Origin of the sequence: Lelliottia sp. (assembly GCF_045627565.1) — a bacterium.
Classification (GTDB): Bacteria; Pseudomonadota; Gammaproteobacteria; order Enterobacterales; family Enterobacteriaceae; genus Enterobacter.
Genome location: NZ_JAZQNX010000044.1, coordinates 278,634 through 292,146, shown reverse-complemented (window position 1 = coordinate 292,146; position 13,513 = coordinate 278,634). Strand labels below are relative to the sequence as shown.

General features: G+C 54.2%; 16 protein-coding genes. 2 read left to right on the top strand and 14 right to left on the bottom strand.

Annotation, left to right across the window (positions count from 1 at the left end; all coding sequences use genetic code 11):
- Positions 1-246 precede the first annotated feature (246 nt).
- The 13 genes from fliR to fliF all read right to left on the bottom strand — a co-directional run bounded on the left by fliR (position 247) and on the right by fliF (position 10,885).
- Entirely contained in the window at positions 247-1,041 is a 795-nt protein-coding gene (gene fliR, locus ACKI5T_RS21565; protein WP_015959543.1) for a flagellar biosynthetic protein FliR, read from the bottom strand.
- Positions 1,042-1,049: 8 nt separating this feature from the next.
- Positions 1,050-1,319, bottom strand: a complete 270-nt coding sequence (gene fliQ, locus ACKI5T_RS21560) for a flagellar biosynthesis protein FliQ (protein ID WP_015959542.1) — start codon at positions 1,317-1,319, stop codon at positions 1,050-1,052.
- Positions 1,320-1,329: 10 nt separating this feature from the next.
- Entirely contained in the window at positions 1,330-2,067 is a 738-nt protein-coding gene (gene fliP / locus ACKI5T_RS21555) for a flagellar type III secretion system pore protein FliP (RefSeq protein ID WP_331389883.1), read from the bottom strand.
- Entirely contained in the window at positions 2,067-2,441 is a 375-nt protein-coding gene (gene fliO / locus ACKI5T_RS21550) for a flagellar biosynthetic protein FliO (protein WP_407440063.1), read from the bottom strand. Before fliO ends, fliP begins: the two co-directional genes overlap by 1 nt.
- A gap of 2 nt (positions 2,442-2,443) precedes the next feature.
- Positions 2,444-2,857, bottom strand: coding sequence for a flagellar motor switch protein FliN (gene fliN, locus ACKI5T_RS21545; RefSeq protein ID WP_015959539.1), 414 nt, complete (start codon positions 2,855-2,857; stop codon positions 2,444-2,446).
- Complete coding sequence (gene fliM / locus ACKI5T_RS21540) at positions 2,854-3,858, bottom strand: flagellar motor switch protein FliM (RefSeq protein ID WP_059179617.1); 1,005 nt, start codon at positions 3,856-3,858, stop codon at positions 2,854-2,856. Before fliM ends, fliN begins: the two co-directional genes overlap by 4 nt.
- 4 nt (positions 3,859-3,862) lie before the next feature.
- Complete coding sequence (fliL, locus tag ACKI5T_RS21535; protein ID WP_015959537.1) at positions 3,863-4,330, bottom strand: flagellar basal body-associated protein FliL; 468 nt, start codon at positions 4,328-4,330, stop codon at positions 3,863-3,865.
- A 105-nt stretch (positions 4,331-4,435) separates the two neighbouring features.
- Positions 4,436-5,659: a flagellar hook length control protein FliK gene (fliK, locus tag ACKI5T_RS21530; protein WP_407440061.1), complete on the bottom strand. Its 1,224-nt coding sequence runs from the start codon at positions 5,657-5,659 to the stop codon at positions 4,436-4,438.
- The gene (fliJ, locus tag ACKI5T_RS21525) at positions 5,656-6,099 is read right to left on the bottom strand and encodes a flagellar export protein FliJ (RefSeq protein WP_015959535.1); all 444 of its coding nucleotides are present in this window, start codon (positions 6,097-6,099) and stop codon (positions 5,656-5,658) included. The genes fliK and fliJ overlap by 4 nt, the downstream gene beginning before the upstream one ends.
- A 21-nt stretch (positions 6,100-6,120) precedes the next feature.
- A complete protein-coding gene (fliI, locus tag ACKI5T_RS21520) occupies positions 6,121-7,491 on the bottom strand; it encodes a flagellar protein export ATPase FliI (RefSeq protein WP_407440060.1) in 1,371 nt (456 codons plus the stop codon).
- Positions 7,491-8,201: a flagellar assembly protein FliH gene (gene fliH, locus ACKI5T_RS21515; protein ID WP_407440058.1), complete on the bottom strand. Its 711-nt coding sequence runs from the start codon at positions 8,199-8,201 to the stop codon at positions 7,491-7,493. The genes fliI and fliH overlap by 1 nt, the downstream gene beginning before the upstream one ends.
- Positions 8,194-9,195, bottom strand: coding sequence for a flagellar motor switch protein FliG (fliG, locus tag ACKI5T_RS21510; protein ID WP_015959532.1), 1,002 nt, complete (start codon positions 9,193-9,195; stop codon positions 8,194-8,196). Before fliG ends, fliH begins: the two co-directional genes overlap by 8 nt.
- Positions 9,188-10,885, bottom strand: a complete 1,698-nt coding sequence (gene fliF / locus ACKI5T_RS21505) for a flagellar basal-body MS-ring/collar protein FliF (RefSeq protein ID WP_407440056.1) — start codon at positions 10,883-10,885, stop codon at positions 9,188-9,190. Before fliF ends, fliG begins: the two co-directional genes overlap by 8 nt.
- A gap of 228 nt (positions 10,886-11,113) precedes the next feature.
- On the opposite strand from fliF, the gene fliE reads away from it, so the two are divergent.
- Positions 11,114-11,428 carry a flagellar hook-basal body complex protein FliE gene (gene fliE, locus ACKI5T_RS21500; protein WP_015959530.1) on the top strand — a complete coding sequence of 105 codons (315 nt, stop codon included), beginning with the start codon at positions 11,114-11,116 and terminating at the stop codon, positions 11,426-11,428.
- A gap of 85 nt (positions 11,429-11,513) precedes the next feature.
- The gene (gene yedD, locus ACKI5T_RS21495) at positions 11,514-11,927 is read left to right on the top strand and encodes a lipoprotein YedD (RefSeq protein WP_407440114.1); all 414 of its coding nucleotides are present in this window, start codon (positions 11,514-11,516) and stop codon (positions 11,925-11,927) included.
- Positions 11,928-11,979: 52 nt separating this feature from the next.
- Here the strand turns inward: yedD and amyA are convergent, their stop codons facing one another.
- Positions 11,980-13,467: an alpha-amylase gene (amyA, locus tag ACKI5T_RS21490; protein ID WP_407440055.1), complete on the bottom strand. Its 1,488-nt coding sequence runs from the start codon at positions 13,465-13,467 to the stop codon at positions 11,980-11,982.
- Positions 13,468-13,513: the final 46 nt, after the last annotated feature.

Sequence of the window (13,513 nt, the reverse complement as noted above, 5' to 3'; positions counted from 1 at the left end):
GCCTGAGAGCTCAAAACAGCCATACGGGATGGATAAAAAAGGTATTAACCTGTGAGCAATACAAAGACTTTCAGGCGGACTCACTATCCCGTAAAGTTACGTATAATTTGCCAGGAATCATCTTAAAGTAAAGTAAATATTAAGTATTGTGAAGGGCATAAAAACAAATAAACCGCACCAGATATATCCTGGTAGATGTTTTGCTTGTTTTATTTTAGGAATATCCTCAGAGAGACACTATAAACATCAGGGGTTAGTATTTCGAGGTAGCTCACGAACAATATCGGATAAGAGATTGAATATTTCGCTAAATAAATGCTCGCAGAAAGGGGCAATCAGCGGCATTAATAGTCCCATTAAAATCAAACCGACCGTCAGGGTGATCGGGAAACCGATGACAAATACCGAGAGCTGCGGTGCCATTCGGTTCAACAAGCCCAGCGACAGGTTTACGGTCAGCAGAAGCGTGATGACCGGCAGCGCCAGCATCAGCCCATTGATGAAAATCAACCCAGCGGCACGGGTGAGTGCCAGAAATGCATTGCTGTTGACCGGATTGCCGCCGATGGGCAACGTATGGAAGGTGTCCACCAGCATCGAAATCAGCCACAGGTGACCATTGAATGTCAGGAACAGCAGCATGGCCAACATATCAATCACGCGGGCCAGCACGGGCATATTGAGGTGGCTGCCTGGGTCAAAGAAGGTGGCGAACGACAATCCCATCTGCAGGCCGATCAGCTCACCGGCGGTACGGATCGCTGCAAAGGCGAGCTGCATGGTGAATCCAATCGCCACGCCAATCAGCACCTGCTGAAGCGCAAGCCAGATTGCCTGCGGGGAGAAAATAGGAACATTCACCGGTGGCAACGTCGGCGCAATAACAAACGTAATCAACATTCCCAGGCCAATTTTGACGCGTTTAGGAATGGATTTTTCGCTCAGGATCGGCGCAGTCATGATCAACGCCATCACGCGCAGCAACGGCCAGAAATAGAGGCCAAGCCACTCTATGAATTGATCGCTGGTGAAATGTAGCATTCAGATAATCAGCCGATGATGTACGGCAGATTGGTAAACAGGTTGCGCATGTAATCGAGCAACAGGTTGAGCATCCACGGTCCGGCGACAATGATGGTCACGAACACGGCGATGATTTTAGGAATGAACGACAGGGTCATTTCGTTAATCTGGGTGGCGGCCTGCAAAATACTGATCACAAGGCCGGTGACCAGGGCCACCAACAGTAAAGGCGCGGCGACGGAAATAGCGACTTTCATCGCTTCCGTGCCCATCATCATGACCGATTCAGGTGTCATTGCGCGCTCCTCAACTGTAGAAACTTTGCGCCAGCGACCCGACAAGCAATTGCCAGCCATCTACCAGTACGAAAAGCATAATCTTAAAGGGCAGGGCAATGGTGGCAGGGGGCACCATCATCATACCTAAAGCCATCAGCACGCTGGCGATCACCAGGTCGATAATCAGGAACGGGATAAAGATAGTAAAACCAATCTGGAAGGCCGTTTTCAATTCGCTGGTGACGTAGGCCGGCAGCAAAATGCGCATCGGCACGGCTTCCGGTCCCTGAATCGGGCCTTCGTTAGCCAGACGGGCAAACAGCGCAAGATCCGCCTCGCGGGTCTGACGCAGCATAAATTCACGCAGCGGCTGCGCGCCTTTTTCCAGCGCCACCTGCATGGAAATTTTATCTTCACTGAACGGCTGATAGGCGTCGGCATAAATCTTATCGATGACCGGCGACATGATAAAGAAGGTCAGAAACAGCGCTAAACCGAGCAGCACCTGGTTAGGCGGCGCGGACGGTGTACCCAGCGCGTTTCGCAGCAAACCAAAGACGATAATAATGCGCGTAAAGCTGGTCATCATCAGCAAAATAGCCGGGATAAACGTCAGCGAGGTAATAAAGACCAGAGTCTGCACCGGCAAAGACCAGCTTTGTCCTCCTCCGGCCATCGGTGTGGAAATCAAGCCTGGCAATTGCGCATACACGGCGGGAGCAAACAGGGCGAGGCCTGCAAGCGTAAGGGACAACAAACGGCGCATCACGATCTCCCGGAACGCTTAAGCAAACTCTTTAACACGGACTGAAAATCCGCTGGATTCTCTGCGTTATCCTCGCCCGCAACAGGCGCAGGAGGCAGTTTATGTAGTACATTGATTTGTGATGCGGTGACGCCAAGTACCAGGCGCGCATCTTCAACGTCGACGATAATCACGCGCTCGCGTGGGCCCAGCGAGGTGCTGGCGCTCACTTTCAAACCGCGCGTGTTGGCGGTTTTACCCGCCAGACCAAAGCGTTTCGCGAGCCACGCCATCATCAAAATAAAGGCAATAATACCCAACAGCGCACCGCTTACCTGAAGCAGCGGTGAGCCTGGAACCGCAGAGGGCTGTGAGACGATTGCCTGGGTTTTCATACTTAACGGCTCAGACGACGCATACGTTCGGAAGGGGTGATGATGTCGGTAATACGAACACCGTATTTATCAGCCACAACCACAACTTCGCCCTGAGCAATCAAATAGCCGTTGATCAGGATGTCCAGCGGTTCACCCGCCAGGCCATCAAGTGCCACAACGGAGCCCTGCGTCAGGCGCAGTAACTCTTTGATGGTCATACGCGTACGACCCAGCTCAACAGTCAGCTTGACCGGGATATCCATAATCAGGTCAATATCTTGCAGGGTGCCGCTTACGTCACCGCCGCCTAACTGCTGGAACACCGCATCCGCAGCGCTTTTGCTCGCGGGTGCCTGTTGCTCGTTTAATGCATCAGCCCACAGATCGTCCAGCGCTCCGCTGTTTGCATCGGACGGATTGTTCATATCACTCATTTGGGCTGTTCCTCATTCAGCGAATTCAATATCGGATTGATCAAGTGCTCAACACGTAGCGCATATTGACCGTTTACGGTGCCGTACTGGCTGGTCAATACAGGTACGTCATCCACATGGGCAATAATACGGTCAGGTTTTTCTATCGGCAGAACATCGCCCGGTTGTAATTTCAGTATCTGAGATAACCGTAACGGAATATCCGCAAAACTTGCCACCAGTTCCAGCTGCGAGTGCTGAACCTGACGGACCAGATTCTCACGCCAGTTCTGATCTTCGTTGCGGGAGTTTTCCAGCGGCGGGTTAACCAGCACTTCACGCAGAGGCTCGATCATACTGAACGGCAGACAAATATTGAATTCGCCGGTCAGGTTACCGATCTCAACGTGGAAAGGTGTGTTCACCACGATGTCGTTAGGTGATGTCGTGATGTTGGTGAATTTCACCTGCATCTCGGAACGCACATACTCCACTTCCAGCGGGTTGATCGCTTTCCATGCGTCGCTGTACGACTCAAGCGCCAGCTTCAGCATGCGGTTGATCACGCGCTGTTCAGTGTGCGTAAATTCACGTCCTTCCACCTTCGTCGGGAAGCGACCGTCGCCACCAAACAAGTTATCGACCGCGATAAACACCAGGCTCGGAGAAAACACGAACAGGCCGGTGCCACGCAGCGGTTTCAGATGGATCAGGTTAAGGTTAGTTGGCACCGGCAGGTTGCGGGCAAACTCATGATACGGCTGAATGCGAATCGCACCGACGGTGATGTCCGGGCTACGACGCAGCAGGTTGAACAGGCCCATACGGAACTGTCGTGCAAAACGTTCGTTGATGATCTCCAGCGCCTGAAGGCGCTCGCGCACCACGCGACGCTGGGTATTGGGATCGTAGGGACGAATTTCTGGCTCGCCGCCCAGACCCGGTTTTGGATCATCGCTCTTCTCGCTGTCGCCGTTAAGCAGCGCATCGATTTCCGCTTGAGAAAGAATACTATCGCCCATGTCTCTACCGCAGGATGAAAGCTGTGTACAGAACGTCAGTGACTTCCTGCTTAGGTTGACCGGTTACCAGTGGTGGTGCCAGCGTTTGCTTGATGGCCTCGACCAGCTTCTGCTTACCGTCATCAGTTGACAGCCCTGTGGCGTCCTGACGAGAGAACAGCAGCAGCAGGCGGCTACGGACTTCGGGTAAATAGTCACTCAGACGTGTGCGCGTGGCTTCGTCTTTCAAACGCAATGTAATGCCGATATAAAGCACGCGATCCGCGTCACCGAGGTTAACGGTAAACGTATCCATTGGGAAAAAGACCGGGGCCGGAGGCGGTGGGGGTTCTGCTTTAGCAGTGGCTGACGGCGCTTGCTGCGACCGCCAGTAACTATAGCCAGCAGTGGCGCATGCGGCGAGCGTAATCAACACTAGCAGCGGGATCCAAATGGAACGCTTGCCTTTTTTGGTGATTGCGGAGTCAGTCATCGGTTACGTGCTTCCTGTTTCGGTACAGCTAATAGAGTGATTATCCCGTGTTCTGCTTTTGTCAAAGCGTGGAACAAACGAAGATAATCACGTTACCTCTGGCGTTTAGGCAAAGATGTCTACCGCGCCATTTCCGCGCGCTGCAGACTGTAATGCAGCAGGCGTGATCAGCAATTCATCATTTTCATCGTTCATTTCGCCCTGTTGGCCGGAACGAGAAGCATGCTGTTGCTGCTGGAAAGACGACTGCTGCTGGTTTGCAGAGCTGTCACTGCTGATAGTGCTTTGTGATAACTGAATGCCGTTTTCAGCAAGCTGCGTGCGCAGCATAGGGAGCGCCGCTTCCAGTGCCGAACGCACATGACCATTCGCAGAAATCATCTGCAACTGAGCCTGGTTATCATCCATTTTAATTGAGATTTGAACTTGACCCAAATCTTCAGGGTGCAAACGCAACTCAGCGCTCTGCTGGCCTTGTTTAGTAAACAGCGTGATATGTTGGCTGACTGCCTGTTGCCACTCTTGCGTGCCCAGCGGCTGGCTCAGTAATGGCGCCGATGCGACGTTAGTTGGCGCTGGTGGCGTCGTGCCGTTTGTCATGATCGGTGCGAGAGAAGCAGAAGGTGATGCGGACGAGAAGGTACTCGCGGCTTCATGCTTTTCCGCCGCGGCTGTGGCAACCTGCGTTAATTGCGCGCTGGCGGACAGCTTGCTGTCCACATCAGTGGTTTGTGTTTTGGTTTTGCCGAGGGTAGACGCATCATCATTCAGTGCTGCCTGACGGCCAACTCCTGGCTGAGAGAGTGCCGCCTGCGTGGTCACCGCGTTCACTTCGTTAGCAGGTGTAGCCCGAGCCGTCGCGGTTTGCTGATGCGGGAGCATCGCCATCAATGCGCTTAACCCGGCCAGATCTTCTTCGCTCAGATCGCTTTTGCTGTCTTCTTTTTGTGCGTCAGCCACGAGCGTTTTCAACGCATCGCTGTGCGTCGCAGGCAACAGCCCGGAGACCAGGCTTTGGATTGTGGTTTCGGCAGTGGCCGCTTGTGCCGCATCGTCGGCTTTGAACAGATCCTGACGCGCCAGCAAAGAGGCGAGTTTGCTCGGGATGGCGCTATCGCCGTCCTGTAATAAGGCCGCTTTCGACAGTTTGCCGCCAGCCGCTTTAAGATCGGCCAACGTCAACGGGGCGTCTTTTCCCTGGCCTGTGGCGTCGGTTAATGCACCTGCCAGCAGGGAGAGAAAATCTTGCGCGCCATCCGCGCCTTTACCCGTCTGCGTACCGCCGGACAGGTCGCTGTCGGTCATCAGCAGTTGTTGCAGTGTGATCATTCAGATTTCCTCATTGATGCGCGCTGGGCAAACTCATCCATTTTTTTCTGATCAAGGCGGTTCTCGGCAAGCAGTGTCGCTGCGCTCTGTCGGTCCTGTAACGTCGTCCAGGCCTGGAGTCGCTGCTTCTTCTCACGCCAGAAATCAAGCGCCTTATCCACTTTTTGGTTCCACTGCGTCAGCTGTTGGCGATGCTGTTCAATCGCTTTTTCCAGCGTCTGGATAAACTGTTGATAGTTAATCCAGCGCTGGCTGCCAATGCCCTGTGTCATATCGGTATTCAGGTTGGTACGGTATTCATGCTGATAATCGATCAGCATCGATAACTGTTCTTCGGCCTGCTGACAGCCGCGCCGCATCGCACCAAGTTGTAATGCGGCATCATCTACTTCTTTTTCAGCCAGATCTTTCAGCGTAGCTAATGCGCCATGTTCCGCCATAATCTCCGCCCTCCACCTTTATTACACCTGCGGGAAAATAAGCTCTAACGCTTGCGTTGAGTCTTCCCAGTCGGCACGTTCAAAAATACCTTGTTGCAAGAAAGCTTCCAACTGCGGCCAAACGGCAATGGCCTTGTCGAGCATCGGATCGCTGCCTTTGGCATACGCGCCCACGCTCACCAGGTCGCGGTTACGCTGGAAACTTGAAAGAAGTTGTTTAAAGTTACGCACGCGGGCGTAGTGCTTTTCCGTGATAAGCGAGGTCATGGCACGGCTGATGGACGCTTCGATATCAATCGCTGGATAGTGACCGGCTTCCGCCAGACGACGCGACAGCACAATGTGGCCATCAAGAATCGCTCGCGCGGAGTCAGCAATTGGGTCCTGCTGGTCATCGCCTTCGGTCAGCACCGTATAAAATGCGGTAACGGAACCGCCACCGGTAATCCCGTTCCCCGCACGCTCAACCAGCGCCGGAAGTTTGGCAAACACGGATGGCGGATAACCTTTGGTCGCAGGCGGTTCACCGATGGCGAGCGCGATTTCACGCTGAGCCATCGCATAACGCGTCAGGGAATCCATAATCAGCAGGACGTGTTGACCGCGGTCGCGGAAATCTTCTGCAATGCGCGTGGCGTAAGCCGCACCCTGCATACGCAGCAGCGGAGAAACGTCTGCTGGCGCGGCGATCACCACGGAACGCGCACGGCCTTCTGCACCGAGAATGTTCTCGATAAAGTCTTTCACTTCACGACCACGCTCGCCAATCAGGCCTACGACGATCACATCCGCCTGCGTGTAACGCGCCATCATGCCGAGCAGGACGGATTTACCGACACCTGAACCGGCAAACAGACCCATACGCTGACCACGACCGACCGTCAGCAGGGCGTTAATCGGACGCACGCCCGTATCAAGCACATGTTCGATCGCCGTACGTTGCAGCGGGTTAACTGGCTGAGTGATCAGCGCGCCGGTTTCGGTGGTATCAGGGGAGGGCAGGCCATCAAGCGGTTTGCCTGCGCCATCCAGTACACGACCTAACAGCGCCGGACCGAGTGGCAATTGCTTGCCGCTGTGCAGTCCGTCGCCAGAATTATTTTTGGCGTACACGCGTGCGCCGGGCAAAATGCCTTCGACTTCTTCCAGCGGCATCAAAAACAGGCGTTGGCCGTTAAAGCCCACGACTTCGCTTTCGACTTCTTGCGTCTCGTTACCATCCTGACGTTCAATCACGCAGGTAGCACCGAGCGGGAGTTGTAAACCGGTGGCTTCCAGTACCAGACCGGTTGCGCGGGTCAGACGACCATAACGACGCACGGAAGGCAGTTGCGCCATTTTCGCTTCGAAGTTATCGAGCGTGTTCAACCAACGCGTGAGTCGAGCTGTCATCAGATCACTCCCGGAGCAGCCAGACGGCACAGTTCCTGCCAGCGCGTTGCCACGCTCGCATCCAGATCGCCTTCATCGGCCGAGACTTTGCAGCCGCCATGATGTAACGCCGGATCGCCGCGCAGACGCCAGCCGTGCAGGCTAAGCGTGGCGCCAAGCATCTCTTCGACGCGCTGTAAATCGTCGGGATGTACGCGCAACTGAGGTTTCCCGCTGAATAACGGCTCCTGCTGGAGTAATCCCTGAATCTGTTTGATCAGCGATGAATTGTCCACCGGAGGCGTATGGCCAATCACCTGACGTGCGGCTTCGAGTGCCATTTGCATCAGACGCGAGGCAATCACGCTATCCAGCGCATCGAGGGTATTTTGAAATTCACTGACTAATTGCTGCATGCGGGCGTGGATTGGTGCTTGCTGCTGACGCGACTGCTCCAGGCCTTGTTCAAGGCCTTTTGCCAATCCTTCCTGATAACCTTGCTCTTGTCCCAGTTGGCGGCCTTCATTCATACCTGAGGTGTAGCCCTGCTCATGCGCTTGCATTTGCAGCTGTGCCAGCATCTGAACGCGCTGCTCTTCTTCCGTCAGCTCCGGTTGTTCTTCCGCGTCACTGTCTTCGTCGCTCAGGGCGACCATCGCAGGCATGAATTCTGTGACAGGAGGCGCAAGGTCGTCTGGCGTCCAGCGCTTCCACGGCAGCTCATTAGACATATGCGTCGTCTCCGCCACCAATCACCATCTCGCCGGTCTCTGCCAGACGACGAACAATAAGCAGGATTGCTTTCTGTTCGTTTTCCACCTGAGACAGACGCACCGGGCCACGGTTGGCAAGGTCGTCGCGCAGGATATCCGCCGCACGTTGAGACATGTTGCGCAGGAATTTCTCGCGCAACGGCTGCTCGGCGCCTTTGAGCGCGATAAGCAGAGATTCGGAGTCCACTTCCTGAAGCAGGCGCTGGACGCTGCGATCGTCGACTTCGACCAGGTTTTCGAACAGGAACATCTCGTCGATAATTTTCTGTGCCAGCTCGCCGTCGAATTCGCGCACTGCGGACATAACCGCTTCTTCCTGCTGCGTTTTCATCAGGTTGATAATTTCTGCTGCCGTTCTCACGCCGCCCATTTTGCTGCGCTTGAGGTTCTGACCATCGAGCAGGCTGTTGAGTACTTCGGTCAATTCCGCCAGCGCCGCTGGCTGGACACCGCCGAAGGTGGCGATACGCAGCATGACATCGTGACGCAGACGTTCGTCGAACAGCGCCAGAATATCGGCCGCCTGCGCACGTTTGAGGTGCACCAGGATGGTGGCGATGATCTGCGGGTGCTCGTCGCGAATAAGGTCGGCGGCACTCTGCGGTTCCATAAAGTTGAGCGTTTCGATACCGCTGGCGGTATCGCGCGTTTCGAGAATGTCTTCCAGCAGGCTGGAGGCACGCTCTTCACCCAGGGCTTTCACCAGAACCGTACGCAGGTATTCGTTGGCGTTGACGTTAAGTGCAGCAAACTGTTCAGCTTCACGCTCAAACTCGGCCAGCACGTCGGTCAACTGTGAGTTTGAAATCTGACGCACGTTAGCCATCGCCTGGCTCAGCGTCTGGACTTCGCGGTCGGAGAGGTGTTTGAACACCTCTGCCGCACGATCTTCACCGATGGTCATCAGCAGGATGACGCTTTTATCCGTACCTGAAAGCGTTGAATTACTCATGGTCGTTACTCATCCACTGGCGGATGACCAGCGCGACGACGCGCGGATCGTTGTCTGACATTTCGCGAATGCGTTGGCTCATCACCTCAGCACCCAGGCGCTGATTCACACGGCGTTGCTGAGTCTGTTCGTCTTTGCTCAGGCGAACTTCCACGGCTTCTTCTATATCCTGACGCGCACTCATCATTTCTTGCGCGGCTTTGGCTTCCTCAGCGCGACGGGTGAGCTGCGGACGAATCGCTTTACGCCACAGCAGCCATGCCACAATCAGAACCAGTAGCCAGCGACCAGCAGACAGCATCTGTTCGATAAACGACTGTTGTTGCCAGAACGGCAGTTCACCACCGGTCTCGTCGGTCGCAGTGAACGGCGAGTTCACGACGTTAAGCGAGTCACCACGTTTTTCGGTAAAGCCCATCGCTTCGCGGGTCAGGTCTTCAATCTGTTTCATCTGATCGGTGGTCAGCGGCAGAGGCTTACCGTCCGGCAGCGTTTTATAGTTCACCACCACAGCCACCGACAGGCGCTGGACATCGCCGACGTTCATCTTGGTGTGACGAATCGTACGGTCAACTTCGTAGTTGGTCGTTTCGTTACGGCTACTATTGCGCGGACCCGCGTTGGCCGCCGTTGACGTGGTCTGCTGTTGCTGATTATTCGGCTGACCGTTTTGTTGCCCATTCTGCGGGTTAGCAGGTGGCGTTGAAATGGGTGCACTGTTGGCCGGAGCGGGCTGATTAGAGAGCGCGCCCGGCACGCCGCCAGGATTTTGGCCGCCAATCTGATCGGTGGTATTCAACTGACGTGAACGCATCACGGCCTGAGCGGCATCTCCGTTCGGGCTGTACTGTTCTTCCGTCTGCTCTTTATTGTCAAAGTTGATTTGCGCGGTAACCTGCGCATGAATGTTGCTGCTGCCCACGATAGGGCCAAGGATTGCTTCGATGCGGCGCTGAATGCGGCCTTCGACATCGTTAGCGTATTTCAGCTGTGCGTCGTTGAGGTCGCGGCTGCTGGTGTTGGATTGCGTCAGCAGATGACCGCTCTGGTCGACGACGGTGACGTTGCCTGTTGGTAAACCGGCAACGGCGCTGGAGACCAGGTGGGTCACCGCGCTGATTTGTCCTTCATCCAACGCACGGCCCGGTTCGAGAGTGACGGTCACCGATGCGGATGGATTCTTCTGCTCGCGCACGAAGAGAGACGGTTTTGGCATAGCCAAATGCACGCGAGCGGTTTTAACCGGACCCAGCGTTTCAATGGTGCGCGCCAGTTCACCTTCCAGCGCACGCTGGTAGTTGATCTGCTCGCTAAACTGGCTGATACCGAACTTTTCCTGATCCAGCAGTTCAAACCCGACCGCACCGCCTTTCGGCAGGCCTTGCTGAGCAAGACGTAAACGCAGTTCGTGAACTTTATCTGCAGGGACTTCAATCGCTCCGCCGTTATCAGAGAAACGATAAGGAATATTCAATTGGGTCAACTGCGTGACGATAGCCCCGCCATCCTGATCGGACACGTTGCTATACAAGGTGCGGTAGTCGGGGCTTTTCGCCCACAAGACCATCGCAACGAGAATCGCAATAGCCGCGGCGCCAGCCACGATCAATGGGATTTTAGGGTTCGCACGCAGGCGGTTCATCCACTCGAGCGATTTATTTTGCGATGCCGTTGCTGCTGTTGCAGTCATAGCGCACCTCGCGGCTCAATGTGGATTACGTTATTTGTGTAAAGAAACAAAATGACTCCCGGGTCGGCAAACACGACAAAAGGCCCATATTTATGGCCCCGCCATTATTTGATGAATTGAGATTTTCTATGCGTCAAATAACCCGTTTTTTTAACGCTATTTAGCGCCATTATCTTATTGACAAGGTGCTAGTCTTGCCGCTGATAAAAAACCATCCAGGGGAGAGTCATGGCAATACAGGGCATTGAAGGGGTGATCAGTCAGTTGCAGGCAACGGCGATGACGGCCCGTAATACTAGCGTGGCGGATACACAGCCGGAAATCAGCTTTGCAGGGCAGCTCCACGCCGCTCTCGATCGCATCAGCGATACGCAAAACGCTGCGCGCACGCAGGCGGAGAAGTTCACTCTCGGCGAACCTGGCGTGGCTTTGAACGACGTAATGACCGATTTGCAAAAATCCTCTGTCTCTTTACAGATGGGCATCCAGGTACGAAATAAGCTGGTTACGGCTTATCAGGAAATGATGTCGATGCAGGTGTAGACCTTGCTAAGCATTCAGAATCTTGCGCTGGCAGCTTTAACGCTTTAATGCCACAATATTTTTTTCTTCGCAGGCAGGAAAGATGATGAAAAAAATAGTGATGGTTGGCGTGCTGCTGGCGTTGACCGGTTGTGTGCAGGTCGATAATTATCGGGAAGTGATTAAACATCCGGTCCCTGCACATCTGGCGGGCTACTGGCAGTCTAAAGGGCCGCAAAGCAAAATGGTGAGTCCGCAGGCGATTGCAACGCTTGTGGTGACGGAAGAGGGCGACACGCTGGATTGTCGTCAGTGGCAGCGAGTGGTGGCTGTGCCAGGTAAAATCATGCTGCGCTCAGATGATTTCTATAACGTCACGCGCAAACTGGATATTTATCATCTGGAACGTGAAGGCAATACCCTGGAATATGATGGTATGGAATTACAACGCGTCGACCGTCCAACGGTGGAATGCGCGCAATACCTGACTAAAAATCCTCTCGAAAGCACCTTGCCATAACGTGTTTGCCGGGTGGCAACGCTGCCTTACCCGGCAAACAAAATCTTATCCCTTACAGCACATCCTCCATCACCCAGATACTCACGCTGCCGCCGTTACAGGTGAACGTGCCCTCGCCATCTGCGGCGGTAGTGACCGTCTCTTCACGGTTGCCGAGGAAATCACGCCAGCTCTTGTTGCCGTAATTCTCGCCCAGACAGATCACTTTTTCGCCCTCGTCACCGTTAGACAACACCACCACACAGCCTGGTTCTTCATCCGTGCCGCTGCGGCTGAACGCAATACAGTTTGGATGATCAAAATAGAGCGTTTGCACCCCATGGGCAAAGCGTTGACGGGCGAGGATCAGCTCGTGCAGCTGTTCGATAATCGGCATTTCGATAGGGTAAGTTTCGCCGTCGCCGCCCGTGTCTTCGTAGCTTGCGCCAAAGAGATCGGGGTAAAACACGCTGGGTACGCCGTTTTCGCGCAGCAGGATTAATGCGTAGGCGAGGGGTTTGAACCAGGATTCGACCGGGGCCTCTAACGCCTGAAGGGGTTGGGTGTCATGGTTGGCCACTAGCGTCACTGCGTGGAACGGATCGGCTTCAACCAGCGTACCGGTGAAAATCTGGCTCATGTCATAGTCACGTCCCTGGCGAGACGCTTCATGGAATTTCATTTGCAGTGGGGCGTCGAACAGCATGGTTTTGCCTTCGACCTGCTCAATGTACTGCTGCAATTTGTCGACTTCGTGGGACCAGTATTCGGCTACGATAAACAGCGGTTTTGGCGCGACTTCCTGGACGTGTTCGATCCACTCTTTGTAGAACCAGGCGGGGATATGTTTGACTGCATCCAGTCGAAAACCGTCGCACTGGGTCTGTTCCATGACCCAACGTGCCCAGTATTTGATCTCTTCCGTCACGGCATGATTGCGAAAATCAATGTTTTCGCCCATCAAATAGTCGAAATTCCCCAACTCATTATCGACCTGATCGTTCCAGCCTTCGCCGGTGTAATCATTGACGATTTTAAAGATGCTGTCCTCGTTCGGGTTTTCGATATGATCAATGCCGCTAAAGCATTTGAAATCCCAGACAAACTGAGAATATTGACCGGCGCGAACAGGGAAGGTGTAGCGGGTCCAGGCTTCGCATTCGATGACTTCATTGTCGATCTGGGTCCGGTCCTGCTCATTAACGCGCTGCACACGGATGGGCTCTTTTTCATCCGCACCCATTTTGTGATTCACCACCACGTCCAGCAGCACCGCAATATCATTACTTTTTAACGCCGCGATGGCTTCAAGCAATTGGGCCTTATCACCATACTTAGTGGCAACAGAGCCTTTTTGATCAAACTCACCGAGGTCGAACAAATCGTACGAGTCGTAGCCAACTGAATAACCGCCCGATGCGCCTTTGTAGGCGGGGGGCAGCCAAATCATATTGATGCCGATTTCATTAAGATTGGGAGCCAGGGCAGTTACTTCCGGCCACAATTCACCGCCGGTGGGGTAATACCAGTGAAAACATTGTAATAGCGTGGGATTTTTCATCTTCCGTGCTCCAGAGGCCGTTATCGGCGAATCTCTGGAGTATGGA